A 26,309-nucleotide genomic window follows, 5' to 3' on the forward strand; every position below is an offset into this window, starting at 1 on the left:
CGCGCACGAGGCCGGCTACACCGTGATCTCCGGCACCACAAACGGCGCACGGTATTCACGCGTGAGCAGCTTCGCCGCTGCATCATTGCCCACTGCCTTCTCCGTCTTCGGATCAAAATTCAACACGGGACCGAGGGTGAGCGGCGTGGCATTCAAGTCGACGCCATTCGCCTGCAGATGTGCCAGCACTCGATCGAGGGTCTCACTGGCGCCAGCATCAGCGCTGATGGCCTGCTTGATTTCATCCACGCTCTTCTTCGCACCGAGCTGGTGGGAGATGTTCGCGGTATGGCACAATGCCGCGCTGATGTGGCCCTCCTGCACCTCGGCAGTCAGATCCTCGCGCTTCCGGCTACGCACCGCCTTGATGAAGTTCTCAAAGTGGCTGGTCGCACCGTCCCACTTCTTCAGTTCCTTGCCATCCTTGTCATAGGCGATGGCGCTGTCGTAGTTCGGTACCAGCACGTGGCCGCCCTCGCAGTGGATCACCACGCCGATCTGGCCACCCATGAAATCGTCCATGTCCGCGCCGTCTTTGATCTTCTCTTTTTCCTTTTCTTTGTCCTTCTCGGCACCCTTCGGAACTTCGATCTCCCTGGTCTTCGGAAGTCCGCGCACTTCAAAGATCAGCGGAGCCGCGGCATAGGCCTGGTAGATGATCTGGGTATTCGGTGTCTCACCATCGTCTTCGTATCCCAGGCGACCACCCACACTCCACACGCGAGGCGCGATTTCGTTTTCTCCGAGGAACCACCGGGCAATATCCATCTGATGCACACCCTGGTTGCCCAGGTCGCCATTGCCATACGCCCACTGCCAGTGCCAGTCGTAGTCCAGCTTCTTGCGATGGATGGGCGCCACCTGCGCCGGGCCGAACCACAAATCAAGATCCACTCCCTCCGGCGCCGGCAGTGGTCCCTTGGCCTTGCCAATGGTCTTGCGCCGCTTGTAACACAGGCCGCGCGCGATCTTGATCTTGCCCAGGTTCCCCGCCTTCACCCACTGCACTGCATCGCGAATGCCACTGCTGCTGCGGATCTGGGAACCGGTTTGCGCGATGCGATCATACTTGCGCGCGGCGTTCACGAGCTGTCGGCCTTCCCAGACATTGTGCGAGACGGGCTTCTCCACGTACACATCCTTGCCCGCCTGCATGGCCCAGATACCGGCCAGCGAGTGCCAGTGATTCGGCGTGGCAATGCTGATGGCATCGATGTCCTTGTTCTCAAGGAGCTTCCGGATGTCCTGATACGTTTGCACCTCCTGGCCCTGCGCCTTGAAGGCATCCGCCTGCTTGGCCAGCGCAGCCTTGTTCACATCGCACAGCGCCGCCACGCGCACGCCTTTGATCTCAGAGAAAGACTTGATGTGTTCCGCACCGCGTCCGCGGAAGCCGACCACGGCGACATTGATGACATCATTTGCACTGCTGCCGCCACCCTTCCCACAAGAGGTCAGGCCTTTGGAAATGAAAAAGGAACCGCCCGCGATTGCGGACTGCCTGAGGAAGCGGCGGCGGGATGTTTGGGTCATGGGCGACCCTTACAATCCGGCAGCAGCTTTGTAATCAAAAAATTCCAGCCCATGCGCCTCTGCGATGGCGTGGTGAGTCACCTTTCCTTCGAAAAGATTCAAGCCTCCCAGGAGATTCGGGTCCCGCTTGAAGGCCTTCGGCACGCCATGGTCCGCCAGGGTCTCAATGTAACGATACGTCACATTCGTCAGCGCCTGCGTGGCGGTGCGCGCATACGCAGCAGGCATGTTCGCCACGCAGTAGTGAATCACATCCTCCTCCACATAGATGGGGTCCTGGTGCGTGGTGGCGCGGGAAGTCTCCGCGCAGCCGCCCTGGTCGATCGCGATGTCCACAAACACACTGCCCGGCTTCATCACCCGCATCATCTCGCGGTTGATGAGCTTGGGTGCCTTGGAGCCCGGCACCAGCACGGCTCCAATGAGCAAATCCACATCCGGCAGCATGTCGAGGATGTGGGCCTGATTGGAGTAGAGCGTGTGCGCCGTGCTCAGGGTGATGTCCAGGAAGCGCATGCGCTCCACATCCACCTCCAAGATGGTCACATCCGCGCCCAGTCCCGTAGCCATGCGTGCTGCATTCACCCCAGCGGTGCCACCTCCGATGACGACCACTTTTCCTGGCAGCACTCCCGGCACGCCGCCGAGCAACACCCCGCAGCCGCCCTCGTGTTTCGCCAGGAAATAGCCACCGACCAGCACGCTCATGCGGCCCGCGATTTCGCTCATGGGCTCCAGGAGCGGCAATCGGCGATTCACCTCCACTGTCTCGTATGCAATGCAGGTGGCGCCCGAGCGCATGAGCGCCTCTGTGAGTGGCTTGCTGGCGGCCAGGTGCAGATAGGTAAAAAGGATCTGGCCGGGACGCAGCAGCGGATACTCCTCCGCCAGCGGCTCCTTCACCTTCACGATCAAGTCAGCCTGGGCGAAGACTTCCGCATGCGCGCCCACCACCACGGCGCCGGCCCGCTCGTAATCGGCATCAGGAAAGCCCGAGCCAAAGCCCGCATTCGACTCCACCACCACCTGATGCCCACGCTTGATGAGCTGGTAGGCAGCGCTGGGGAGCAGCGCAACGCGGTTTTCCTGCGGTTTAATCTCCTTGGGTACACCGATGATCATGGCTCAAAACTCAATGAGAACGTTTTCAGAGGCGAGGAAAAAAAGACGAACCTTCAGAGACACTGACCACGGTCGCGTCCCCTTCGCTCAATCACACCCTATCACGCCAGTTCCGGCACCGGAGTGGGAAGGGCCTTGCCGTTGAAGTACGCGGAAAGATTCGCCACCACGAGATCCGCCATGGCCTTGCGAGTTTCCATGGTGCCGCTGCCCACATGCGGGAGCAGCACCACATTCTCCATCTTGAGGAGCTTCTTCGGCACATACGGTTCGTCTGCGTACACATCCAATCCCGCGCCTTTGATGAATCCACCTTGCAGCGCGCTGATGAGCGCATTCTCATCGACCACGGAGCCACGTGCGATATTGATCAAGGTCCCCTCCGACCCGAGGGCGAAAAGGACCTGCGCATTCACCAGGTTTTTGGTCTGCTCCCCGCCGGGGCACGCGACGATGAGGTAGTGGCACCACGCCGCCATCTCCGCCGGAGAGAGGAAATACTGATACGGGACGTCCGCCTGCTTCTCGCGGGAGCAATAGCCCACCTGCATGCCAATCGCCTCCAGTCGCCGCGCAACCGCCTTGCCAATGCGCCCCAGGCCGAGAATGCCGGCCCGCTTTCCTCCAGGCTTGCTGGTCAGTTCAAAGTTCCCCCGCGCCCACAGGCCTGCCTGGAGAAACTTGTTGGCCGGCACCAGCTTGCGAGCGGTCATGAGCACCAGCGCCAGAGCGATGTCCGCCACGTCCTCCGTCAGCACATCGGGGGTATTCGTCACACGGATGCCGCGCTGCCGGCAATAGTCGAGCGGTACGCCGTCATATCCCACGCCAAAGACACTGATGATCTGCAGGGAAGGAAGATCCTTGAGCAGGGAGAGATGATAGGTCGTGCCCCCCGCCCCAATGATGGCACGGATATTCGTCCCGTGCGCATTGAGCAGTTCGTCCCTATCTTTCGAATGGTGCCAGTCATGGCAGACGAACTCCTCTCTCAATGGCGCGAGAAGGAGATCCGGCAACGGAGCCAGCAAGAGCACTTCAGGCTTCACAAGTGAACATGCCTCCTATCTAAGGCGACGCGAGGGAACTTTATCCCTCGCTTTAATATGAACCAGCTTCTGAATTTCGTCATTAAACATCACAAAAATACGCACCGTCCACGGCCATCTATTTCATTTGCCAGCAGGGAAGCTGACGCCGACGATCTGTCCCAGAAATTGATATTCGGGACAATAAGGCGAATAGGCCACGCATCCGTGCCGTCGAACCCGGACGATCTCTTTTTGCCCCTGATCTGAAACCCCCACCTGCCCATCGCCATGAATCACCCCACCAGCACCCTGCGGGGACTGCTCGCCGCCCTGGTCGCCAGCGCGGTCCTGCCTGCGGTCACTGCCTCCGCCGAGGACCGCTTCCGCATCCCCCTGCCACCGCCTCCTGGGGAGGTGATTCGCGATGTTCGTGGCTTCATTCACAACATCGGACGCGGCATCAAACGCGGCACCCAGAAGGCCTTCAACGATCCACGGGAATCCGATGAGCGCGAACGCGACCTGCCCCGCCCCCGCCGGGACCAGGGGCCCACCGGCGAGTGGGACGGAAAGTTCTATCCAGACGAATACGACAAGCGTGGCGCACGCACGCCGCAAGACCGGCAGGCACTGCCGCCGCGTGACATTCCAGCAGGCCCTGGCGGCTGGACCAGCGAAGAACAGCTCCAACGCGAGGCTGCTTCACGGGATGCGGCCCGGAATTATCAGCCCTCGGAAATGCCTCCCGGCACATCCGGCGCGACCAGGAAAAAGAACACCCTGCCTCCTTCGGAAGGCGTTCGCACCCCCACCCCGCCCCCTCAAACTTCACCCAGCCACAAGGAAGGTGGCGTGAAGGAAAGCGCCCCGCCTTCCAACACTGCGACCACGACACCCAAGCCGGCAGCACCTTCCACCGACGTGCAATACGGCTCCCCGGTGCCCGGCAAGCAGGGCCTGGTTTATCCACCGGGCGTCGAGAAGAAGCCTGAGAACATGGTGGACGTGGCCGATTTCAAACCCGGCCAGCTCGTGCGCAATCCGCGTAACGGCGAGCTGTTCAGGGTGCCTTAACGTTTTCGTTATTCTTCGGGAACGACGGTTCCTTTTACGCGCTGATCCGCGACGGCGTCTCCTCATGGAAGAAGAGCTCCATGCGGCGGCGCATGTCGCGGTAGAAGGCCTGGGCCATTTCTTCCACCATCGCGGCCTTGCTCCCATCCTGTGTGGCGACAAGTTCCCGTTCACGACGGATGCGCTCATCGAAAGCGCGCTCCAATTCGAGAAGGTGCTCGAGAAACTCCTTGGCCGCTCGTGAGCGATCTACGCCTTCGATAAGCGCATGCTCGAGCGGCTTGTTCCGGGTGAGATGCAGCAAGCGGCCCTCGGAGAGTCCTTCCATGTAGCGGTTATAGCTCTTCAGGAAGGCGAGGCGTTCCTTGTCGAAGCGCACCTCATCCTGATCCAGCAGCGTGTCATAGGGACCCGGCTTGGAGAAAAATTTCACCACCAGCGGGATGGTGTCCACGAGCATGAAAAGCGCCGTCAGCACCGCATAAGCGATCAGGGCGAACCGGCCACCCTCGGCATCATTCTCAAAGAGCGCATGCAGGGCCTTGGTCTGTGTGAGGATGTCGCGGCGGGGCTCGGCGCGGATGGCTGCCACGCGCTGCTGCTCATCCTGCTGCAGCTTCATGAGTTCTCCAGCGAAGCTCTTGGATTGTTCCAGCTTGGCATCGATCTGGGCGCGCAGCGTGGCACGAATGCCATTCTGCTGCTCCACAAACGAATCCGCCTGCTGCTGCTGCACCTGCTGCTTCAAACCTTCCAGGCGCTGCTGATCGAGCTGGGACTTGCGAAGGACTTCGGCAGCGGCCACTTCTGCCTGCGTGGTGAGCGACTGCTCCGTGCTGGCCACATCCGCGCGAAGCTGGTTGAGCTGGGTGGTGAAGGACTCCAGCAATCCCGAGAGGCGCTTGGATTCATCACGCCGCCACGCGAGCTGGTCTGCCTGGATGCTCTTGGCGCGGGGTCCGAGACCGATGATGCCGCTGCGCTGGCCGTTGAGTTCACGCTCAAATTCCTTCTGCCAGAAATCCAGTTCCCCCTGCAGCTTGGTGGCCTGCTCGTTGAGCGAGGTGATTTCCTTTTCAATGGTGGTGATCTTCTCACGACCCGGCGCGGTGGCATCCGCAATCTTCTTGTCGAGCTCCTGCTTGGCCTTGGCCTCTTCGGCCGTCATGGGTTTGGCTGCACCCGGCAGCGCATCCTGGACGAGGAACTTGGCATTGAAGGTCTCATCCCATTGTTTGCGCTGGGTCGCGACTTCAGCATCGAGCGCTGCTATCTTCGCCTCCACCGCCTTCTTGTTGGCATCGAATTCCTTCCTCGCGGCCGCAATGTCCGCATCGCGTTGTTTTTCGATGCTGGTATTAATGGTGTCGCGGAACAGCAGCAGCGCCAGCGGGTGCGAAATGGAAAGACCCATCAAGGCGGCCACCACGATGCGCAGGCTGAACTGGGCGAGCTTGCGGAAAAAACTTTGATAGGCCCGATAGGTAGCCAGCAAGGCCCGGTCCACCGTGAGGATGATGAACGCCCACACCATCGACACCGCAGCGATCACGCGCCAGTCATCCGTGAGTGTGGAGAGGGCATACGCCGCGGCTACGGCGGCGAAGGCACTGGGCACCAGCACCGTGGCGCCAAAGGCCACGTACTTCCGACGTTCCCACGAGGGGCACTCGGCGAGGCTTTCATCACTGGCTCCCGATAACCAGAAAAACAGGCGGGTCACAGGCCCTGGCGGCTTCATGCGCGAAGATCTACCCCATGTCCCTGCAAATGCGAGATCAATCCAAGGCCATGGCCATAGGCAGGCCTCTCCCTAGTCCACCGGCCCCTCCACCTCGGCGGGTCCTGTCTTCTCCTCCGGCAATAACATGGCCACCAGGGCCGCAGGAGCGAACAGCCACCCTGCGTAGAGCAAGGCCTCACGCACATCGCCAACCTTCCCCGCAGCCGTGAGCCCGAAATACACGGTGCCAGCTGCCGCGACGATGCGGCCGAAGTTATAACAGAAACCCGCCCCCGTGGTGCGCAGCAGCGTGGGGAAGAGCGGTGGAAGGCACATGGTGAAGAGGCCAAACACCCCCTGGCAAGCGCCGATGATGCCAAACCACATCAGCGTATCCTGATAGCTCCTCTCCACGTGGAAGCACATCCACATCGCGCCGAAATACATCGCCAGCATCAGCACGATGGCATTCCGGAAACCGATAAACTTGGCAAACGCGCCGGCAATGAAGTTACCGATGATGCTGCCAATCATGATCCAGAACAACGCGACTGCAGCCACGTGATTCCTCTCCGTATCGTTCATGGCCAGCACTTCCGGCAATTTTCGGATATGCGCCTGCTGCCAGAACATAAAGGCCCAGTGCGCGGTGAGCGAGATGGCGCAGATGGCCAGCACCCGCCAGGTGGTGCTGCGTACCTTCGGCCCAAACAAGGCCCCGAGGCCCGGTGGTTTCTCAGTCGCCTTGCTGCGGGCATGCTCCCACTCCTCCGTCTCGGGCACCGCCTTGCGAATCCACAGGGTGATGAGAGCGGGAAAGATACCCACAAGGAAGATCCATCGGGGCTCATGGCTGCCAAGAAAGTAGCCCGCAGCGCAGGCGAGCAGCACCCCGCAATTCACCGCACTCTGCAGCGTGGCGGCAATCCACGGACGCCACGACTTCGGCCACGTCTCGGACAATAGCGAAGCACCCACGGCCCACTCGCCCCCGATGCCCAGCGCCGCGAGAAAGCGGAAGATGAGCAGATGCCACCAGGTCTGGGCGAAGAAAGACAACCCTGTGAACACCGCATAGGTCAGGATGGTGAGCACCAACGTGCGGCTGCGTCCCAAGAGATCTCCAACGCGCCCGAAGAAGGCGCCACCAAAAGCCCACCCCACCAGGAAGCCCGCATTGATGAGAGCGCCATGCTGTCCCACGCTCGGATCCGTCTGCGGAAGGCCCATGAGCAACGCCACGAAGGGCGTGGCCACCAGGGTGTACAAATGCATGTCCAGCCCGTCGAAGAGCCAGCCAAGCCACGCCGCCAGTCCGGAGCGCTTTTGATGAGAAGAAAGATCGCGAAGTCGGGTGACAGGGACAGGCTTGGACATTCCCGCGAGTCTAGCGTGGGGATCTCACGGCGCGAAAGCGCAAACTACACTTCCCGGAACTGGAATGGTCATTCCGCCTTCGCCCACGCACCCGCATGCTCAGAGCGCGCCACGGCCATCGCCTTGCCCAACTGCGCCGCATATTGATCCGACTTCGGAAGCGGGGCGGGCAATCCAGAAGTCTGCTGCCCCAGTGGCGCCGCATAACCCTTGCGTACGAGCAACTCACCCAGGTCAAAGTGTTTTCCGTCCTCCAGATCCACCGTGACAAAGCCGTAGTAACGCTCCGTGTCCGGCACGCGTTCCCACTTCGTATACACCTTGAAACGATGTTTGCTGAGCAGGTTGGAGACAAAGGTCATGGCATCGGCGCCTGCGGCGAGCATGGCGTCGGTGGAGGCATTCTGGAAGAAAGCCGACTGCTCGCGAAAACGTTTGGGACGGGAGGCAATGAGGTCCGCCGCATCTATGAAGTACAGGACAAACACATCCTCCCTCGGCCCGCTGCGAATGCGCAAGGTGTCCGCCTCATTCGCGCGACCAGGCACCAGCTTCGGCTCGGGCAGTACCCACCACTCTCCCTGCTTGTAGGCGCGGGCCTGATGCACCTGATCCGTCCCCTCCAGCGGCACAGCCACCGGCACCGCCTTGGGAGCTGCCACGGCCTCGGCGACCGGAATCGCCTTCACCGGCTCCTTGTGCAGGCGGTAGCGCGCCTTCAGCAGCATGGCCAGCAGCAGCATGAAAAACAGGATCACCACCGTGATGATTCCGTTGTGAATGGCGGCGCGCGGAGGCATGGCTCCTTGTAACTCGAAATCGATTGCTTCGAAATCCCTAATTTCTCATGAATTGGAACGAAATGTACGAACGCGGCGAGACGCCGTGGGAAAAGGGTCAGCCCACTCCGGTGCTCGCAGAAATGCACGCCAAGCGGCCCGAAGTGTTTCAGGGCCAGACCTTTGTCCCCGGCTGCGGTACCGGGCATGATGCCCGCTGGCTGGCCGAGCATGGCTGCGGCCCCGTGCTGGGCGCGGACATCGCTCCGCTGGCCATCGAGCGCGCCAAAGCCACCGATACCCAAGGCCTGGCCAGCTACCGGCTCATCGACCTCTTCAATCTCCCGCAAGATGTCGTGGGTGCCTTCGACCTCGTCTGGGAACACACCTGCCTGTGCGCCCTCGATCCTTCCATGCGCCAGCAGTACGTGCAGGCGGTGCGCTCCGTGCTGAAGAAGCATGGCATGGTCGCCGGTGTGTTCTTCATCAATCCCGAGATGGATCCCGGCGAGACGGGGCCGCCCTTCGGCATTTCCGTGGCCGAGCTGGAATCTCTGTGGAGCGCCGCCGGCTTTGAACTTCTGGACGCCTGGGTGCCGACCGCTGCCTATCCCGGCCGTGAAGGCCGCGAGCGTGCGGTGATTCTGCGCCTTGTTTCTTGAGGGAGGTAGCTCTCTCTCAAAGAAACTCACCCATCCCGGCGCCCACGTCGAAGAGGCGCTGGTGCACGCGGTAAGCGCTGCGATCCGTCAGGCTCGCGATCCAATCGCAGACCAACCTGGCGCGGACTCTTTCGTCCTCCTCGCGATCGAGCACGCGTTCCACCGCCTCCGGCAGGAAATGCCAGACACGGCCGCCCTCGCGTTTGATGTATCTCTCGGCCAGCACTTCGAAGAGTCGCTTCAGGACGCTCTCCGCCTTGTAATCGAGCTGGTGGAGTTGCGGCGTTTCAAACACCAGGTCCATGGCGATGCGCTTGTTCAGCCGGGCGCGCTTTTGCATGGTCGCATCCACGACCAGCTCGTAGCGATAGCGCCGTGAGAGCTCGCTCATGAAGTTGCCGCGGATCTGCAGCGAACACGCACGGATGTGCTCGCCAATGCCGCGTCCCAATCTCCCCTCCACCTTCCCTTCACGGATCGCCTTGAGGAGGAATTCTACCTGGACCGTTTCCGCGTCATCCAGTGGATTGCCCGCAGCCCAGGTCTCCAGTTTGGCCTCTGTGATGAAACCGCGCTGGATGGCGTCTGACAGGTCATTGATGGAGTACGCGGTGTCATCCGCCCAGTCCATGATCTGGCACTCCAGGCTGCGGAAGCTGTTGCGCACCTCGCCGGGGGAAAGCTCCACGGGGAAGGGCTGCTCGCCATGCACGAAATCCAGCGCCGCGGACTGCTCGTCGTAAAGGTAGTGATTCTTCGCGGTGGGGGTTTCGTGATGCAGTGTCTTATACTTCATCACACCATCCAGCAGGGCCCGGGTGGGATCCATGCCCTCCCGACCTTCACCGAAGATGGTGCGGGTGAGTAGCCGGAGGGTCTGGGCATTTCCCTCAAAGCCCCCATAGGGCTTCATCAACTGGTGCAGCGCCCGCTCGCCGGTGTGGCCAAAGGGAGGATGCCCCAAATCGTGGGCCAGACAGGTGGCTTCCACGAGATCGGTGTCGATGCCCTCGCTCCCCTGCAGCAGCTCACTGCTCTTCTGCAGCCATGCGCAGATGGAGCGCCCCACCTGCGCGACCTCCAGCGAGTGCGTCAGGCGCGTGCGATAGAAATCATACTCGCCGACGAGGAAGGAATAAAAGACCTGCGTCTTACCCTGCAGGCGCCGGAGGGCGGCGCTGTGCAGGATGCGATCGCGATCGATCTGGAACGGCGTACGGTGATCGTCCGGGTGCGCTGACCTGGACGATACCGTCGCTGTATCAAAACTGGAGTAGAAGCTCATCAACCCCGCCGGCGTAGCAGGCGGGTATGCTTCAGTCAAAGGAAACGATGTCCTTCAGTTCCCATTTGAGCGAGAGGCGGGGCAGATCCTTCTCCTGGAAGGCGTGGCCACGAAGTGCGCGCAGGGCCTGCACCCACTTGAGGTTCTGCCGGGCTTCCTTGATCTGTTCCGGCGTTTGGGTGGGCGAGAGCGCCGCAGCGTCGCTGGCCCATTCCGCAATCGCACTGAGGTCCAGGCGCCAGACCAGGCCATCGAGCGGCTGCGCCGGAGGCGTGGCCAGATCGCCGATGAAGCTTTCAGCAGCAGGCTTCGACGTGCTGACCACAAGCAGCTTGTCGCTGATGGAGGACACAGGGAAGAGGTCTCCATTGAAGAACTCGTTCTTGTAGAACCATGTCGTCATGCCATTCGCTTCGGAGCTTTCCGGAGTGGGCACTTTGGGAGCTTCAGCACCCTCACCACCCTGCCCGAACACCGAGGCGAGAATCCCGGAGAGCGCATCGGTAGTCTTGCTGATCGACGCCCATCCGCTGGCGATTTCGCTGCGGTTGGCCACTTCGGCGACCAGGGTCGCACGGGGGAACTTCATCTTCTGGGCATCTTCAAGAGGCACACCCGGAAGCGAGGGCATCTTTCCATTCACATCCAAAAGCATCGCAAACTGGCTGCCGAGTCCCTTGTCACTGATCTGGACATCCGCGAGGTACAGCTCCTTGATCGTGGGCAGGATGGCCATTTCAAAGAGGGCAAACTTCTGGCCGCCGTCCTGACCGGCAATGCCTGCCTGCACCAGCTGCTGGGCTGCGGTGTAGCCGATGGTGAGCAGCTTTTCCATCCACAGACGGACCGCCTTCTCATAGGCAGGATTGCGGTGGTACGCGATGCCAAAGACCACGCCCGGACGGTCCACCAGATTGGCGAAGGTGAGCGGCTTGCCCAGGGTCACCGCGCGGGTACGCGCACCGCCGAAGAACTCAGCCTGCAGCGCGCCGCCTTCCCACCAGGAAATGCCGGAGACGTCCGTGAAATCACGTGAGTACACGTCGGTCTCAAGCGGCACCAAATCTGACACCTGCTTCTCGAGCAGTTCGGCCATGGGCTTGAACAGTTCGTTCCCCTTCATCGCGCTCACCGCACCGCGCAGCATGGGCACCAGCGGCTGGTCGTCATGCATGGCGCTCATCGTGGCGGCAGTGGAAAACACCAGGCCGGTGAGATCCTTCTGTGCGAAGGGCACCAGAGAGGCCAGCTCGGGCTTGGCGAGAAGCGACTTGGTGGGATCCGCGGCAAACTTCAGGTGATCCAGATTCTTGCCGGTCGCGACAATCAAATACCCTTCCACAGTGCCAATGCCGAGGACGAACTTCTTTTTGCGCACGTCTTCCAGAGCCTTGGCAAAGGCCTTCTGGGAAGGCTCCGGGAACATCTTCGCCGGCCCTTCCGTGAGTTCCTTCTGCTTTTCCTCGGTGATGACCTTGGTCATCTCGATGGTGACCACCTTGAAAGCATGGCCGTCAGCAGTCTTGAAGTCCGAGATGTCGACCCACTCCGGTTTGTCCTTGAGAGATTTCTCGCTGAAGATCTCGGCGATTGCTTCCGCGCCCTTGTCCGTTTTCACGCCCGCGATGAGGGACGGGAGTTCGAACTTGGCGATGAACTGGCCGACCTTGTCGAGGCTGTCCTGATCCGTGAGAAGCGGCTGGAAGATGGCAAGAGGATTCGGCCCTCCTTCTCCTCCGCCCTGCAGGTTGGCCATGCCACCCGTCAGGAGCATTTTCATGTTCACCTCATTGTACAGGCGGTTCAGGTCACGCATGAGCGCGGCATCCCGGGCAAAACCCGCAGTACCGGCGATGAACATGTCATCACCCCAGAGGTCGAGGAAAAGCTGCTGCGCCTTGTTCTCCGAGGAGGGCGCCGGAGTCTTGTCATTCACCAGACCGCTCAGGTCTTTCCACCAGACGGTGTTTTTGATGTTGCCCAGATGCTTCTTAAGCTGGGCGGAGCCGACGTAAAACTCCGCATCCACCGGCAATTTCGCAGCAAAACCGAGCTTCGCGGCGTGGTCCGCCAGTGATGCCGGCTTCGCTGCCTTGGCTGGCTCGGCCTTGGGAGATGCTGCGGTACCCCCGTCGGCTTTGGGAGTGGAGGACTCCTCTTTTTTACCACACTGGCTCAGGGAGAAAGCCAGGGGAAGAACGAGGACGGGGAAGAACCGGCGGAGACGACTCAGTGGTTTCATTGCGGGCGGGAAGCTAGCAGGAGTGCCCCGCTTGGCAACCGAACTGCGTGAACACTTGCTCCATGAACCTGTAAACGGAGCATTTCGGAGCACTAAAACTTTCACAACTTCCCTTGAACATTCCCTGTCCACACATGTCCTGACAACGCGTCATCCACCTGAATACAATTTTGCAAAGAGGCTGAACTGCGCACTTCCCTAATGGCCCTATCTTTGCCACAATCACACACGACATGAAAGAATATGCCTTCATCCATGAACACGGGCAGGTGCCTGACAGCCTGCGCACGGTCCCGTTCCTGGAGTCCTTCAGCGACGAGCAGCTCGACGACGTCCTAAATTCCAGCAGCTATATCCACTGTGAACCTGAAGATGTGATCATCCAGGAAGGCGCCGTGGACTCGCGCATTTACATTCTCCTGAACGGCGTTGTGGACGTGCGCAAGGATGGAAAGACGCTGGCCACCATCAAGCGGCCCGGCGAAGTCTTTGGCGAGCTGGCCGTGGTGAATGACGACCGCCGCTCCGCCTCCGTGGTGGCTGCCAAGCCCACCGTCTGCCTCGCGGTGGACCAGAAGTTCCTCCAGGACGTGAAGCCCAGGGACGAGTATCCCGCCTTCTACGCCGCGCTGTATGAATTCATCGCCCGGGTGACGGCCGGACGCCTTCAGGCCACTTCCCGCCGCCTCGCCGAGGTGGAGAAGGAACTGCGTGAACTGAAAGCCAGCCTGGCCGCCGAAGGTGGCGAGAGCAGCGAACCCTCCGCTCCGGCTGCGCCCCCTGCCAAAACGCAGAACGGCCACGGAGGGCTGAAGAAGTCCAAGGCGGCCGCCGCCAGCAAGCCAGCCTCCGCACGCAAACCGGTGGCCAAGCGCCGCCCCGCCAAGCCACGCCGCGTCCTCGCCAAACGCAAGGCGGGCAGGAGATAGACAGATTTCGGCACATTGAGAGGACCGCAGCGAGGGCTGTACCAAGGCGAATTTCGCCTTCCGTTTTGCACGCCCCCGGTTTCACACTTGCATCACTGCACGCGGCAGCTCGTGAGGCGATCCGTGGCCATCAAAACTTCACACTCACAGAAATCATTCCAAAATCGACGTCCTCCCCGCCATTTTGTTGAATGAAACGGCCTGCAAAAAAGTGGGTGTAGGCGGCCGCAACCTGGACATGCCGGGTGGCGTGCCAGGTCACGGCGACCGAGAGATCTGTGCCTACAAACCGGGCGAAGTCTGGGTTCCCCTCATAAATGACTGCTCCACCTGGGGTGTAAATCCCGTCCTCCCCACTTTCCCTCCAGTAAAAGTCGCTTCCAAGATCGATTGTCCACCCCCGGGAAGGCTGCAGCCGGAGACAAGGATGAACGTCCATAAAGTTCTGGGGCCCCAGCAGGGATGCCTCGGTAAAGTAGTTGCCACGGGGGAACAGGGGATTGAGCGTCTGTAGATCGCGATCGGATCGATCACGGTCCCCCGACGCGATCGCGGCCTTCAATCCCAGGCGGGGCCGACCCCAGAGGTGAGGTACCGTGTATCCATGGTCCGTGGCGAGTGACCACGCCGCGATGTCACCTTCTGCAAATCTGCCAAACTGGTAAAGGGCCTCATGATTAAAGTCCCACCGCCCTCGTGTTCCAAAGAACCGCGCCCCCAGTGTATGTCGCTCCTCCCGGCCGCTGCCTTGGCTGAACCTAGAACGTGGGCTGTCCAGTCCCAGATAGTACAGGTCGAGCTTGATACCAGGCAGCGCAGTAACGGGCAGCGTGGCGTAAGCGCCCCAGAACCAGAGATCGCGAATGTGCTGATCATCGAAGACACCAGTATCCACTTCAACAGGACTGGAGAAGAACAGATCCAGTGAGCTTTCGTTCTTCCGATAAAGGAGACGCACCGCATCAAACGCCCGGCGGCTGTTGGTCCCCTCGCGAACACTGATCAGGCGCTCGGAGCCGTAGGACATCTCTTGCCTGCCCACGCGCAGCGTCAGGCTTTGGTCGTTCCTGGTAAGCATCACCAGATCCCCGAAAAGCTGATGAAGATCCACCGCGTTACGGTCCGTCGGCCTCGGCCCACCTGGGCGGCCGTCCTCCAGCGAGCTCTGCAACTGTCCGAAAATTCGGAACCTTTCAGAAGCATGGAAGTCCGCATGCAGCAGGTAGCGCTGCATCAGGTAGGCATTGTCCGCATCGGGGTTGGCGCTGAAGAACTCGTTCTCATAACTTTCAAAGCGCTCCCGCAATTCTCCACCCACCGAAAGGTAGCCAGCTCTGCCATCTAGCACTGGAAGGTATTTCAGCGCGTCCCAAAAACCAGAGCGTTCGGACGGATTCTGGAGGAAGCGGTAATCTTCATCATAGCGCAAGGATTTGAATGGTGGGCGTTCGGCCTCCGCGTTTGCGTCCGCGATCAGAACACCCGCCATCAACATCTGCACAAAAGGGAGAGCGAAGCGGTTCATCGGGATACCCTCTCCAGCATGGAAGCGGAGCCACTCAACCATGGAAGTGGCTCCGCTGTCCAGAGATTGCGCTCAGGCCAGGTTTCTTCAGCGCTTGACCGCCTTCTGAGCTGCATTGTAGCTGCTGATAAGGCAGCGATAACTTGGCAGATGGTTCGAGAAGAGTGTGGCAAGCCCCTCGATGTCATTACGCCAATCGCGATGAAGTTCACAGGCGACGCCGAACCACGTCATCATCTGCGCTCCAGCCGCCTGCATGCGGAACCACGCTGCATCGCGGGTGGTCTTGTTGAAGGTGCCCGAAGCGTCTGCGACCACAAACACTTCATATCCTTCCTCCAACGCGGACAACGCCGGGAAAGCAACACACACCTCGGTGACGATGCCGGCGATGAGCAGTTGTTTCTTGCCCGTGGCCTTCACGGCCTTCACAAAATCCTCATTGTCCCAGGCATTGATGTTGCCTGGTCGGGCGATGTAGGGCGCCTTGGGGAATTTCTCCTTGAGTTCAGGTACCAACGGCCCGTTGGGTCCGTCCTCAAAGCTTGTGGTCAGGATGGTTGGAAGCTTGAAGTACTCCGCGATATCCGCCATCGCGAGCACTCCGTTCTTGAAGTCGTCCGGAGAGAAGTCCTGGACCAGATTGGTGAGGCCTGCCTGGTGGTCTACCAGAAGGACAGCTACATTGTTTTTGTCGAGTCGGTTATATTTGAATTCGCTCATGGCATCTCCTTTGTGAGTTCACGGTGGCCCAGCATCGTCGGGCAAAAAATTGCAGCCGGAAAATACTTCGTTGTTTGCCTCACCATGCCCGGCAGGTATGCTTCTCTCTGATGGAACTGCGCCACCTCAGATATTTTGCGGCTGTCGCCCAAGAGGAAAACATCACGCGCGCAGCGGCGAAGTTGCATGTGGCGCAACCAGCCCTCAGCCGGCAAATTCGCGATCTAGAACTGGAGCTGGGGGTGGCCCTTTTCGAGCACAACGCCCGCTCCGTCCGGCTGACCGAGGCCGGACGTGTATTCCTGAAAAGCGCCACCGCGACCCTCAAACACGCGGAACTGACAGCGCAGTCTGTCCGGAAGTATGCCAGCGGACACTTGGGAGAAATTCACATCGGCTACGCAGCGTCCCTGACAGTCGAACTTCTGCCGCGTGCCATCAACCGCTTCCAGCAGAAGCATCCGCGCGTCCACGTGCAGATCCACGACCTTTCCACGGAAGGCATGCTGGCCGGGTTGCGGGATGGTACCCTTCATATCGCACTCCTGGTGCGCCCCTCCACTCCAGCTTTGGGTGGATTGATCTATGAGGAAGCCGTCCATTTCCGACCCGGTGTGGCCCTGCCAGTCACTCACCCTCTGGGAAATTTGGACGCCATTCTCCCTGCCCATTTGTCCGGCGAACATATTCTGGCCTATACCCACGCAGACTATCCCGAGTATCACGTGTGGCTGAGGGGGATCCTCAAAAGAGTGCGTCCATCCCCACGAATCGTTGCGGAATATGACAGCTCCACAAGCTTGATCGCCGCAGTCGAATCCGGCTGTGGCATTGCCTTGGTTCAAGTGGGATTTGAAAAACTCGCGGGAGCGCGGTTACTCACCCGACCGCTCGACGCCCGGGATTCGGGTTTTTCTTTTGGGGTCGCAAGACGCAAGGATGATGTTTCGGAAACCACTCTGCATTTTGTAGAATCCATCCAAGCGCAGTGCTGATCTGACACTGTGAGCCCCTTATCACGCAGGTGGCAAGGTGCGACCTGTGGTTGCCCATTTCTGAATCCTGCGCCACGCTCGCGCCCCATGGCTTCCCCGCGCAGTTTCCGTCTTGAAATGCTCCAGGTGGCGCGACTCGCGCCCAAGTTGCTGGGCGAATCAGCGTCGCTGGTGGAGAAGTTCCTCCTCTCCCAAGTGACGCCGCAGGGCGGCTTCGCCGATCGCCAGGGAAAGCCGGACCTGTATTACACCGTCTTCGGCCTGGAGTCCCTGCTCGCGCTTCGTGTGGAGGCCCCGCAGGAGAAAGTCTCTGCCTACCTGCGCACCTTTGGTCATGGCGAGGGGCTTGATTTTGTTCACGCGTGCTCCCTGGCGCGCTGCCATGCGAACCTGGGCGGCCAGTTCATTTCCCAATCAGACAAGCACGGCCTTGCCGACCTCATTGAAACCTACCGCACCCCGGATGGTGGCTACCATGGCACGCGCGGCAGACCGGCAGGCTCTGCGTATGGCGGTCTCCTCGCCTGGGGCGCCTACAACGACCTGAACCTGCCGATGCCGCAGGAAGAACGTCTCGGAGAGGCCCTGGCAGCGCTGGCCCTGGCGGATGGCTCCTTCGCCAACGAACCCGGCATGCGCGAAGGCACCACCACCACCACGGCAGCGGCGGTCACGCTGGCGCGTCATCTTTCGTTTCCACTACCGACCGGCACCGGAGCATGGCTGCTCAAGCAGGTGCACCCCAGCGGTGGCTTCCTGGCCACACCGCGCGCGCCACTGCCGGATCTGCTCAGCACCGCCACGGCACTGCATGCGCTGGAGGGACTGCAGATCCCCTTCGGCCACATCCGCGAGATCTGCCTCGACTTTATCGACAGCCTCTGGACAGCCGAGGGAGGATTTTATGGTCACTGGGCCGATGACCATCTCGACGCCGAATACACCAGCTATGGATTGCTGGCGTTGGGGCATCTAAGCTCCTAGTTTAAAGACGCATATATACATGCTGAAATATGCACGGTAGTACTCACCTCCACGCCGAGACATTTCTCTTGCCAGAGAAGTGCCGGATACTTAAGTTTGATAAAGGATCTGGATACATTTTGACGCTATTACCGTGAACAATATGGTTTTAGTGATTCCTTAGGTCCTGTACTTGCTATTCTCTGGTTGCTCATGGCCTTCTCCATTCGCAGTTTCTTCGGCAAAGATAGACGGCCCAACCCTGCCGCCCCGGGATCTCCGACGAATCAAAGCAGCGCTCGCCCTCCTTCGGGTGCGAACCCATTTCAGGCTGCACCCAAACACGCTCTCGCTGCCAGTCCCTCCAAACCAGCAGCGAATCCGGCATCTGCGCCAGCGCTCATGAACTCTCCTTTCACACCTTTCACCCCCGCTGACTCGGGACGGACGGAACTGACTGTGGGAGACATCCTCCCTGGCTTGCCCCCGGAGGTCGCAAACAACCGGCAGATTCCCCTGAGCGAGCCCCTGCATCTGGCAGAGGAGGTGGTGGAGCGCGCCCTTTCCACTGGGCAGCTCGCGATCCCACTTTTTGAGATCTACCGCGTATGCCCGGCGCTCTTTTCCGCGCCCATTTCTCCGGAAGACAAGCGCACCGCACCCATCCCACCGCACAAGATTGCCGCATTGATTCCCAAAGGACCCGCTGCGGCAGTTCCCGGCACCGGCGTAGGTCTGGGCGGCAGTTCGCCTTTTGCCATCGCGACCCCCGGTTCTGCGCCGGGATTCCCGGGTGGGCAGGCGCCGAAGAGCAGCTTGTTCTCGCCCTTCGTCCAATCGGACAACGACAGCGATACCACGGAAGTTCCTACCCTCTTTCGGCCATCGCCGTTCAACTTCGGTGCGCCGACTTCGGAATCCAGGCAGGCGCCGGCCACGCCGCCGCAAGCCCCCCCGGCACCGGCGGCTTCACCATTTGGCATGGCGGGCAGTCCTCCTGAGTCCCTTCTGAACGGCCCTGCACCCGGGGTGCCCAATCCCTTTGCTCCCTCCTCTGCCTCGTCGTTTTCGGCCATGGCTTTCGGCACGCCGCTTCCTGGCTCGAGCGGAGATGCTCCCCAGGCCCCAGCGCCCGCCCAGCAGCAGGCGCCGACTCCCGCGACGCCGCTGTCTCCTTTCAGTCGGGCAAAGACTGTCACTGGCGCCATCGACATCTCTCGGTTTGCCCCCAAAGCCGGAGGGGTGTCAGCCGATGCGCCAGCTCCCGCACCCCCGCCGCCGCTATGGTCCGGCGACTCCCCCTTTGCCTCTACGCCTGAGTCCGGATCGGCGGCACTTCCCCCGACGGCTTCTTCGAACATCAGCCCCTTCAGCGTGCCGGTGGAGACCTCTCCCTCCGCACCACAGCCACAGGAATCCCCAGCAGCCCCCGGCTCCGCCGGTGGACCGAACTGGATGCCCTCGCCGACGAAGCCCGGTATCGGAGCCAGCCCGTTCGCCGGATTCGCCGTTCCGCCGCCGGCGCCACCGATTCCGCTTCAGGCCCTGCCGAAGGAGGCTGTCGAGGCCGCAGAATCCTTTTTTGCTGATCCGGCTCCGGTGTTGCACCCAGCAGAAGCCGAGATCCCAGCGCCGACGATTCCCGCAGCGGGCATGCCTGCGTTCCCCGGCTTCTCCCCCACTCCCGCGAACTCGCAACCACCGCCCCTGCAGCCCAGTCCCTTCACTCCGGCACCAGAGATGGCCCGCCCGGCACAAGCCCAGGCTCCTGCGAACATGAATCCTTTTGAGCGGATTCAGGCGCTGAGCCGTCCGGAGGTTTCGCAGGCGCCGACTCCCACTCCCGCCCCGGCTTCCGAAACCCAGGCTCCTGCCGCTGCTGCACCTGCTCCTGCTCCGGTCTCGGTGTTTGCCTCCATGTTCGCGCCCGCTCCGGAATTGCGCGTCGTACCATCCCACCCTGGCCATGCATCCACTTCCTTGGAAAAGGTCACGCTGAGCCTCGCCTCCGTGTTGAGGGACTGCAAAACCAACGATATCGGCATCAGTCCGGATCACATCCCTTCCTGGGTGCGGGTGAATTTGCCGCTGGATCTTATTCGCCCACAACTGCTGAGCGGAAAGGTGACCCTGCGGGTGACCCAAGTGGTGGCCGCACTGGATCCTGAGCTCCGCACGCTCATCACGCCTTCCCGACCGGATCTCGCGGTGGATCTCCCGTTAAACGATCTCCGCAAGGCCCTGCCCAACGAGCCGTTCCCCGAGCCGGCTACGGCCGCGCCCGCGCCCACCGAACCAGAAGCCATCCCGGCGCTGTTCCAGCCCTTCACGCCTTCTGCGCCGCCTGCCGCACCCACACCCGTTCATGCGCCGGACCTCGTGTTTGGCACGCCGACGACGCCCCCGCCTGTCCGTCTTTTCCCCGAGCCCGAGCTTGAGCCCCTGCCTCAATCGCAACCGCAAGCGGAAGCCCAACCGGAAGTCACCAGCAGTGCCTGGCCTCTGGCGCCCGGCACACCGGAACCGGAACCCATTCCCGCGGTAGAATCCGAGGAAATCGCTTCTGCCTTCTCCTTCCTGCAGGATGAGCCTGAAATCTCCGAAGCACCCGAGCCCTTCCTGGACGAAGCGGTGCTCGCCAACATGGCGCCTGTAGCCGAAGAAGCTGCGCCTGCGCCTGCTGCTCCGGTTGAAGTGCCAACGCCTGAGCCGACGCCTGCACCAGCGCAGGCACCGGCTCCGGCCGCAGAGACAGCGACACCTTTACTGATCCCAACCCCCCCCCGCCCTGCCGTATCCGAATCTGCAGGCATTACCAAATCCGCCATCCGAGTGATCCCTCAAACATCCGCAAGCCAAAGCGCCAGCCAGATGCTGCTGCGCGCCCTGTTGAACACTGACGAACCGCTGGACCTGCCAACCGTCACGCACCTCCTGGCATGCCAGCCCGGCATCGTAGCCGTGGCATGCCTGCGCGACGGGCTCTGCCTCGCCGCCGCCGGAAACGGCAGCGCGGAAGCCGAGCATTTCCTCACTCAAGCGCCGAAGCTGCACCACCATGTGCAGCCCCTGATCCAGCTCACGGGTTCGGTTGATACCGAAACCTTCAGCATGAACAGCGGTCCGCTGGTCATCACCTTCTCGCTGCAGAGCGAGCTGACTCTCGGCGTGCTGCATGATCCGCGCACCCAGGGACCTGCCCTCCGTGATCGCATCACGCTCATCGCCCGCGAACTCATCCCGCTCGCCAAGCCTCCTGCTTCTGCGTGATTACCATTCCCTGTTAGCGATCCGCTCACGTTCACTCCCATGGCTGTCATTCACGAAGACCGCCGAACGGTCAGCTTCAAGATTGTCTACTGTGGCACGCCCATCGGCGGCAAGACCACCAACCTCCAGCACATTCACAAGTGCCTGGATCCTGCGTCGCGTGGTGAGTTGGTAAGCCTCTCCACGGCGGCGGATCGCACGCTCTTCTTCGACTTCCTCGCGGTGGAAGCCCCCATCATGGATGGATACACCGCGAAGTTCCAGCTCTACACGGTGCCCGGCCAGGTGGCGTACAACGCCACCTACCAGCTCGTGATGCGCCAGGCGGACGGCCTTGTCTTCGTGGCAGATTCCCAGCTCGACCGCATGGCGGACAACCTGAAGTCCTGGGAGATCTTCCACGCCAACCTGCGTGGCAACGGCCAGTCGCTCGAACGTGTCCCGCTCGTGCTGCAGTACAACAAGCGTGACCTGCCGAACGCGGCTCCGGTGGAGTACCTGGACTACCTGCTGAACAACGGCGAGCGCCGGCACTACAGCTTCGAGGCGAATGCCGCTCGCGGACATAATGTGCTCACCACACTCAATGCCATTTCCCACGAGGTGCTCACTCGTTTCTCCCAGTGCATGACGGAGAATACCTACGAAGGCGAGCAGCAGAACAGCCCTGCCGTGACGGCGGAGCAGATGTCCGGTGATGAGACCGACAGCTTCATGGCCCGCAGACGCGCCATGCTGGCACGACGCACCGATAGCGCCGCGAGATAAATACACGCTGCAATGCGAGACCCACGTGGAGAATCGCGCCTCTGGATGCGTTGAAAGAGGCCCGTCCATGATTCCTCCTCGCCTCACCTCGTTCCTCCTCGCATTCGCGTTCCTCTTCTCCTGCGCCACCGCATCTACCTGCTTCGCTGCTCCACCAACATCTGCAGCGAGCTACGGTGAAGCTGCGTGCGAAGGTTCGTACAAGCGGCATGTGCAAGGCATCTGCACCAACGGCAAGGATGCCATCTACTGGTCATGGACCGAGGCGCTGGTGAAGACGGATCTGCAGGGTCATATTCTCAAAAACGTGCCTGCTGCCGATCATCATGGAGACCTGACCTATCACGACGGAAAGATCTACGTCGCGGTGAACCTCGGCAAGTTCAACCTGCCTGCCGGGAAGGCAGATTCGTGGGTGTTTGTTTATGATGCAGACTCGCTCGCAGAACTCTCACGCCATCCCGTACCCGAAGCCGTCCACGGCGCTGGGGGCATGACCTGGAAGGACGGGCACTTCTTCATTGTCGGCGGCCTGCCCACGGACGGGAAAGAAAACTACGTCTACGAATACGATGACAAGTTTACCTTCGTCCGCCGACATGTGCTGGATAGTGGATACACCCTGATGGGAATCCAGACGGTGGAATATACCAACGGCACCTGGTGGTTCGGCTGTTACGGCAAGCCTCCCGTACTGGTGCGTGCCGATGAGAACTTCAAGGTGACCGGGAAATGGGAATTCAACGCTGCCGTTGGCATCATTGCCCTCCCGGATGGCCGGTTCCTCATCGGGGAGAACAAGGTGGACAAGGAAAAGAAGAACACCGCGCGGGTGCGCTTCGCGCGGGTGGATGCGGAGAAGGGTCTGGTGCTGGAATCCGGGAAGTAAACTTTGTGGGGCAGATGCCGTGATCGACTACGCTGGCAACAGCAAAGCATCCCGTGAACGTCTCGTGAGAAGAACACACCATACCAGGATGCAATGCTCTTCGGCGGACCACCTTGCGCGAAGCGCCTTGGAGATAGTCTGAGACGGTCTGCAAGCGTGGAATGATGATTTTGTTCACCTCAAGTTGGAGCAAGCTGTGATGTGTCATCTGACTGGTGGCGCTTTTGAGAGGCAGTGAAGATGGATTGGTCGTAGGGTTTGCGATCCTTCCAGATGCGCCAGAGGATGCGCAGCCAGCGCCAGGCCAGGGCTCGGACGGCCGTGTGGTGGTTTTTACCCTTGGCGCATTGACGCTCATAAAACTGGAGCGCCCAGTCGCAAAACTTGATGGAACACGCTGCGAACTCGTGGAAGGTCTGGCGCAGGTATTTGGGACAGGCGTGACGTCGCAGGATGAGGCTGGTCTTGCCGCTGGATTTGCGTACCGGAGACAGGCCGCTGAAGTTCTGCAGGGCTTGGGCGTCGGCCCAGCGCTCCCGCTGCGAGCCCATGGCGCACAGCAGTCGGGGTTCCAGCGCCGCCCCCGCACCGGGAAGGCTTTTGAAGATGAAGGCATCGGGATGCGCTTCGTAGAGTTCGTGGATGCGCTTGTCGTAGTCTTCGATGGCCGGCAGCAAGGTGCGCAACTGGCGCACCAGTCGGGCTACCTCCAACTCAGCAGGCAGCAGCACGGCATGGTCGTGAACCAGCGCAGTAGCTTTGGCAATGAGGTCCAGTCGCTGCTGCACCCATGCTTCACGCCGCACGTGGTGCTTGTAGAAGAGTGAGCGCAACCGATGGGGTTTGGCCGCCTGCAGCTTCTGGAGAGTAGGCCAGCGTTGCAGCAGTTCCAAGAGCATGGGATTGGCCATTTCACGGCACAACTCGAGGGCCACCGGATAGCACAACTTCAACTGGCTGGTGAGTTGGTTGGTCAGGGCCGTGCGCTCATCCACCGCATGGCGGCGGTTGCGGCACAGGGCGTCCAGCAGGCGGGTCTGCTCATCATCAGGCTGCCACAGACGCAGTTGGTCGCGATGGCGGTAGAGCATGTCCTCGATGGCATCGGCATCGGTGTTGTCGGCCTTGGCTCCACTGGAGCGAAAAGCCTTGCGGTAGTTGGCTGAAGCCAGGGTGGGAATGGCGTAAATATCGATGAAGTCAGTGTGCTCCATGAGGGCATAAATGAGCACGCTGCGGCTCTGCTCCACGGCCACGGCAATGCGGTGGCCTCCAAAGTGGGTGCGCAGTTGCTGCAACCAGGCTGATACTTCGGCGGTGGCAAAGCTGCCGCGGTGCAACCGGGTGGGCTGGGCCACATCGCGCCGGGTGTAAAACTGCTTTTGATCCCCCCAGTCAATGCCGATGAAGGCCTCATAGACAGGGGCAGGAACCGGTGGGGGTGGCGGGCAGGAGTCCGCCGCAGGAGAAGCAAGACAGGAGTCAGGGGCCGGTGACAGCCCGCTGGGTGGGGAAGCTTTCATAAGCCAATGGAAGGTTGCGCTCCGGAGAGCTTGGGCCGACATTGGGCATGCAGCTGCAGGCTTGAACGAAGGACTTATAGAGATTCGTCAAAGCGAAAAAGTCTGAGCATTCGTTGGGGCCTGGAGACACATCCACAGTCGAAATTCTCCAAACAAGCATCATGTGCTCAGTGCGCAGATTCGTGCCGTGGATGTGCATGCACCGGGCGGTGGCGGCCACCACCGCCCGGCCTCCGAAGTCTAACTCACCACGCCCAACGGGCGCGGCGGAAAGTTATTCACAAATCGGCGGCCACCACGCAGCTCCTTGCGGCTGCCACAGGCCGCCGATTGATGAATAACTTCCGAGGCAACTATAAGTGCGTGTGCGAAGCACCGCTTTGGTGGGAAGCTTTGGGGTGCGGAGCTTCGAGCAGGAACATTTATGCCAGGTAGTTTTGCATCACAGGGACGCCTCGAGCTGCGAGCTCCGCTTAGGTCAGGAGTAGATCCTGCATTATCCACCTCGCGGCGTTTCCTCCCAAAGCGGTGCTTCGCACACGCACTCCAAGGCGCTTCGCGCAAGGTGGCACCCGCATGGGATGCATGTTGCCTGGCACGTCGGACATCTCACGAGACGTGCCGACGCCTCCCACACAAAGGCCAGCCTTAACTCTTCATTCTTATTTAAACGTGATCTCAGCCCTGGCTGAGGCCTGCTCACGTACGGCCTTGCCAATCACGGTATCGAGTGTCTTGCCTTCGCCGCTCTCCTTTTGCTGGGTGGCCACGTAGGTTTGACGCTCGTTGTTCAATTCACGGATGCGGGTCTGGAGTTTCTCACGTTCGGCGCATTTCTGCTCCACATAGGCAGCGCGCTCTTCGGGCTTCAGTTTCTTCATCTCCTCCGGTAGGTCGCCTTCCTTCACGGCCTCCAGATTCACATCACCCTTCTTGCACGCGTCCACGAGATCCCAGCTGCCATTGTAGTAGGAGGATGAGGCCTTCGAGACAGCGCGCTGCACGGGAGCTCCGGCGGAAGCCTTCGCGCCCGCATTGTTGTCCTGACGCACCTGGTTGTCCTTCCCGGCCCTGCCCTTGTCGCCGTAGATGATATACGTGTTATTCAGCTCGATGCTGAGCTTCGTGATCTCCTCGTCCTGGGGAGCCTTCACATGCACCACGGCCTTGTCCTGGTCGATGGTGAGGAACTTGCCTTCCGCAAGGTGCGCGCCTCTTCTCCAGCCACCGTTCGCGCCATCGGTCTCGCTGCCGCAGTGGATCGTATTCACCACCACGCCTTTCGAGATGGCGCTGCGGCAGGTCTCATCCGCGCCGACTGGCCCCTGCGTGAAGGGCTCGTTCCCCGCGATGAAGATGGCCTTGTACACGGTGGGTGACTTGTCCCACGCGAGGTTATCAATGGCTTCACGAATGACCGCACCGCAGTACTCGCTGCCACCATTGGTGGTGAGCTTGAAGAGTTCATCGGACACCTTGTCCAAGTCGCGTGTGAAGGGCAGGATCTGCCTCACAAAGTTCGTGCCCGCGCTCAGGTTATTGTTGCCGTACTCATAGAGCGCGACGTGCACCACAGGAATCTTGTCCCCCTGCTTCGCGTCCTTGAATTCGTTCACAATCTTCCAGAGCTGGGTCTTTGCCTGCTCGATGAGGCCGTCCATGCTGTTGCTGGTATCCAGGAGGAGGGCGATTTGCACCGGCGTCTCCTTCTGATCCACCTCCAAATGAGGCTCAAGCTTCGTGGTCAGCGGATTCTTGGGCTTGTCGATCACTGCCTCCTCCGCGTGGGAGTTCACCATGGCAAAGGCGAACAGAGCCGTGCCCCCGAGAACGAGACTGCTGAAAATTTGAGGTATGGGTTTCATGACACCCCAGCGTAGACCCGCTGGGAGTGTC

20 protein-coding genes are annotated in these 26,309 nt (G+C 60.8%); 8 read left to right on the forward strand and 12 right to left on the reverse strand.

The window, feature by feature from the left end:
• Nucleotides 1-15: 15 nt before the first annotated feature.
• The 3 genes from G5S37_RS28605 to G5S37_RS28615 form a co-directional block, all read right to left on the reverse strand.
• Nucleotides 16-1,533 (reverse strand): Gfo/Idh/MocA family oxidoreductase, encoded by a 1,518-nt coding sequence (locus tag G5S37_RS28605; protein ID WP_165209255.1) that lies wholly within the window; start codon nucleotides 1,531-1,533, stop codon nucleotides 16-18.
• A 9-nt stretch (nucleotides 1,534-1,542) separates the two neighbouring features.
• Nucleotides 1,543-2,655, reverse strand: coding sequence for an alanine dehydrogenase (ald, locus tag G5S37_RS28610; protein WP_165209258.1), 1,113 nt, complete (start codon nucleotides 2,653-2,655; stop codon nucleotides 1,543-1,545).
• Between the two features lie 101 nt (nucleotides 2,656-2,756).
• Nucleotides 2,757-3,704, reverse strand: a complete 948-nt coding sequence (locus G5S37_RS28615; RefSeq protein ID WP_165209261.1) for a 2-hydroxyacid dehydrogenase — start codon at nucleotides 3,702-3,704, stop codon at nucleotides 2,757-2,759.
• A 270-nt stretch (nucleotides 3,705-3,974) separates the two neighbouring features.
• Between G5S37_RS28615 and G5S37_RS28620 the strand changes: the two genes are divergently transcribed.
• Nucleotides 3,975-4,760 (forward strand): hypothetical protein, encoded by a 786-nt coding sequence (locus G5S37_RS28620; RefSeq protein ID WP_165209264.1) that lies wholly within the window; start codon nucleotides 3,975-3,977, stop codon nucleotides 4,758-4,760.
• A gap of 34 nt (nucleotides 4,761-4,794) precedes the next feature.
• Here the strand turns inward: G5S37_RS28620 and G5S37_RS28625 are convergent, their stop codons facing one another.
• From G5S37_RS28625 to G5S37_RS28635, 3 genes are all read right to left on the reverse strand, one after another.
• Complete coding sequence (locus G5S37_RS28625) at nucleotides 4,795-6,483, reverse strand: DUF4407 domain-containing protein (protein ID WP_165209267.1); 1,689 nt, start codon at nucleotides 6,481-6,483, stop codon at nucleotides 4,795-4,797.
• A gap of 90 nt (nucleotides 6,484-6,573) precedes the next feature.
• Nucleotides 6,574-7,860: an MFS transporter gene (locus G5S37_RS28630; protein ID WP_165209270.1), complete on the reverse strand. Its 1,287-nt coding sequence runs from the start codon at nucleotides 7,858-7,860 to the stop codon at nucleotides 6,574-6,576.
• A 68-nt stretch (nucleotides 7,861-7,928) separates the two neighbouring features.
• The gene (locus G5S37_RS28635; protein ID WP_165209273.1) at nucleotides 7,929-8,660 is read right to left on the reverse strand and encodes a hypothetical protein; all 732 of its coding nucleotides are present in this window, start codon (nucleotides 8,658-8,660) and stop codon (nucleotides 7,929-7,931) included.
• A 47-nt stretch (nucleotides 8,661-8,707) separates the two neighbouring features.
• Here G5S37_RS28635 and G5S37_RS28640 point away from each other — a divergent pair, with 47 nt between their 5' ends.
• Complete coding sequence (locus tag G5S37_RS28640; protein ID WP_165209276.1) at nucleotides 8,708-9,301, forward strand: methyltransferase domain-containing protein; 594 nt, start codon at nucleotides 8,708-8,710, stop codon at nucleotides 9,299-9,301.
• A 16-nt stretch (nucleotides 9,302-9,317) separates the two neighbouring features.
• Here G5S37_RS28640 and dgt read toward each other — a convergent pair whose 3' ends face one another.
• Nucleotides 9,318-10,586: a dGTP triphosphohydrolase gene (gene dgt / locus G5S37_RS28645; protein WP_165209279.1), complete on the reverse strand. Its 1,269-nt coding sequence runs from the start codon at nucleotides 10,584-10,586 to the stop codon at nucleotides 9,318-9,320.
• Between the two features lie 31 nt (nucleotides 10,587-10,617).
• A complete protein-coding gene (locus tag G5S37_RS28650) occupies nucleotides 10,618-12,828 on the reverse strand; it encodes a hypothetical protein (protein ID WP_165209282.1) in 2,211 nt (736 codons plus the stop codon).
• A gap of 233 nt (nucleotides 12,829-13,061) precedes the next feature.
• On the opposite strand from G5S37_RS28650, the gene G5S37_RS28655 reads away from it, so the two are divergent.
• Nucleotides 13,062-13,757 (forward strand): cyclic nucleotide-binding domain-containing protein, encoded by a 696-nt coding sequence (locus G5S37_RS28655; RefSeq protein ID WP_165209285.1) that lies wholly within the window; start codon nucleotides 13,062-13,064, stop codon nucleotides 13,755-13,757.
• A 130-nt stretch (nucleotides 13,758-13,887) separates the two neighbouring features.
• Here G5S37_RS28655 and G5S37_RS28660 read toward each other — a convergent pair whose 3' ends face one another.
• On the reverse strand, nucleotides 13,888-15,282 hold the full coding sequence (locus G5S37_RS28660) for an alginate export family protein (RefSeq protein WP_206026193.1): 1,395 nt from the start codon (nucleotides 15,280-15,282) through the stop codon (nucleotides 13,888-13,890).
• Between the two features lie 87 nt (nucleotides 15,283-15,369).
• Nucleotides 15,370-16,005, reverse strand: a complete 636-nt coding sequence (gene ycaC / locus G5S37_RS28665) for an isochorismate family cysteine hydrolase YcaC (RefSeq protein WP_165209291.1) — start codon at nucleotides 16,003-16,005, stop codon at nucleotides 15,370-15,372.
• Between the two features lie 110 nt (nucleotides 16,006-16,115).
• Between ycaC and G5S37_RS28670 the strand changes: the two genes are divergently transcribed.
• From G5S37_RS28670 to G5S37_RS28690, 5 genes are all read left to right on the forward strand, one after another.
• The gene (locus tag G5S37_RS28670) at nucleotides 16,116-17,000 is read left to right on the forward strand and encodes a LysR substrate-binding domain-containing protein (RefSeq protein ID WP_165209294.1); all 885 of its coding nucleotides are present in this window, start codon (nucleotides 16,116-16,118) and stop codon (nucleotides 16,998-17,000) included.
• An 87-nt stretch (nucleotides 17,001-17,087) separates the two neighbouring features.
• On the forward strand, nucleotides 17,088-17,984 hold the full coding sequence (locus G5S37_RS28675) for a prenyltransferase/squalene oxidase repeat-containing protein (RefSeq protein WP_165209297.1): 897 nt from the start codon (nucleotides 17,088-17,090) through the stop codon (nucleotides 17,982-17,984).
• Between the two features lie 381 nt (nucleotides 17,985-18,365).
• Complete coding sequence (locus G5S37_RS28680; protein WP_165209300.1) at nucleotides 18,366-21,233, forward strand: hypothetical protein; 2,868 nt, start codon at nucleotides 18,366-18,368, stop codon at nucleotides 21,231-21,233.
• A gap of 39 nt (nucleotides 21,234-21,272) precedes the next feature.
• Nucleotides 21,273-22,001 carry a GTPase domain-containing protein gene (locus G5S37_RS28685; RefSeq protein ID WP_165209303.1) on the forward strand — a complete coding sequence of 243 codons (729 nt, stop codon included), beginning with the start codon at nucleotides 21,273-21,275 and terminating at the stop codon, nucleotides 21,999-22,001.
• Nucleotides 22,002-22,068: 67 nt separating this feature from the next.
• On the forward strand, nucleotides 22,069-22,890 hold the full coding sequence (locus G5S37_RS28690; protein ID WP_165209306.1) for a hypothetical protein: 822 nt from the start codon (nucleotides 22,069-22,071) through the stop codon (nucleotides 22,888-22,890).
• 179 nt (nucleotides 22,891-23,069) lie between these two features.
• Here G5S37_RS28690 and G5S37_RS28695 read toward each other — a convergent pair whose 3' ends face one another.
• Entirely contained in the window at nucleotides 23,070-24,413 is a 1,344-nt protein-coding gene (locus tag G5S37_RS28695; RefSeq protein ID WP_165203308.1) for an IS110 family transposase, read from the reverse strand.
• 662 nt (nucleotides 24,414-25,075) lie between these two features.
• Nucleotides 25,076-26,278: a vWA domain-containing protein gene (locus G5S37_RS28700; RefSeq protein ID WP_206026194.1), complete on the reverse strand. Its 1,203-nt coding sequence runs from the start codon at nucleotides 26,276-26,278 to the stop codon at nucleotides 25,076-25,078.
• Nucleotides 26,279-26,309: the final 31 nt, after the last annotated feature.

Source organism: Roseimicrobium sp. ORNL1 (assembly GCF_011044495.1).
Classification (GTDB): domain Bacteria; phylum Verrucomicrobiota; class Verrucomicrobiia; order Verrucomicrobiales; family Verrucomicrobiaceae; genus Roseimicrobium.

What these genes read in the sequence shown, in the direction of transcription:
- G5S37_RS28700 (WP_206026194.1), bottom strand. Translation starts at nt 26,278, where the DNA reads ATGAAACCCATACCTCAAATTTTCAGCAGTCTCGTTCTCGGGGGCACG.
- G5S37_RS28695 (WP_165203308.1), bottom strand. Translation starts at nt 24,413, where the DNA reads ATGAAAGCTTCCCCACCCAGCGGGCTGTCACCGGCCCCTGACTCCTGT.
- G5S37_RS28650 (WP_165209282.1), bottom strand. Translation starts at nt 12,828, where the DNA reads ATGAAACCACTGAGTCGTCTCCGCCGGTTCTTCCCCGTCCTCGTTCTT.
- ald (WP_165209258.1), bottom strand. Translation starts at nt 2,655, where the DNA reads ATGATCATCGGTGTACCCAAGGAGATTAAACCGCAGGAAAACCGCGTT.
- G5S37_RS28605 (WP_165209255.1), bottom strand. Translation starts at nt 1,533, where the DNA reads ATGACCCAAACATCCCGCCGCCGCTTCCTCAGGCAGTCCGCAATCGCG.
- G5S37_RS28635 (WP_165209273.1), bottom strand. Translation starts at nt 8,660, where the DNA reads ATGCCTCCGCGCGCCGCCATTCACAACGGAATCATCACGGTGGTGATC.
- G5S37_RS28690 (WP_165209306.1), top strand. Translation starts at nt 22,069, where the DNA reads ATGATTCCTCCTCGCCTCACCTCGTTCCTCCTCGCATTCGCGTTCCTC.
- G5S37_RS28670 (WP_165209294.1), top strand. Translation starts at nt 16,116, where the DNA reads ATGGAACTGCGCCACCTCAGATATTTTGCGGCTGTCGCCCAAGAGGAA.
- G5S37_RS28675 (WP_165209297.1), top strand. Translation starts at nt 17,088, where the DNA reads ATGGCTTCCCCGCGCAGTTTCCGTCTTGAAATGCTCCAGGTGGCGCGA.
- G5S37_RS28685 (WP_165209303.1), top strand. Translation starts at nt 21,273, where the DNA reads ATGGCTGTCATTCACGAAGACCGCCGAACGGTCAGCTTCAAGATTGTC.
- G5S37_RS28640 (WP_165209276.1), top strand. Translation starts at nt 8,708, where the DNA reads ATGAATTGGAACGAAATGTACGAACGCGGCGAGACGCCGTGGGAAAAG.
- dgt (WP_165209279.1), bottom strand. Translation starts at nt 10,586, where the DNA reads ATGAGCTTCTACTCCAGTTTTGATACAGCGACGGTATCGTCCAGGTCA.
- G5S37_RS28680 (WP_165209300.1), top strand. Translation starts at nt 18,366, where the DNA reads ATGAACTCTCCTTTCACACCTTTCACCCCCGCTGACTCGGGACGGACG.
- G5S37_RS28655 (WP_165209285.1), top strand. Translation starts at nt 13,062, where the DNA reads ATGAAAGAATATGCCTTCATCCATGAACACGGGCAGGTGCCTGACAGC.
- G5S37_RS28630 (WP_165209270.1), bottom strand. Translation starts at nt 7,860, where the DNA reads ATGTCCAAGCCTGTCCCTGTCACCCGACTTCGCGATCTTTCTTCTCAT.
- G5S37_RS28620 (WP_165209264.1), top strand. Translation starts at nt 3,975, where the DNA reads ATGAATCACCCCACCAGCACCCTGCGGGGACTGCTCGCCGCCCTGGTC.
- ycaC (WP_165209291.1), bottom strand. Translation starts at nt 16,005, where the DNA reads ATGAGCGAATTCAAATATAACCGACTCGACAAAAACAATGTAGCTGTC.
- G5S37_RS28660 (WP_206026193.1), bottom strand. Translation starts at nt 15,282, where the DNA reads ATGAACCGCTTCGCTCTCCCTTTTGTGCAGATGTTGATGGCGGGTGTT.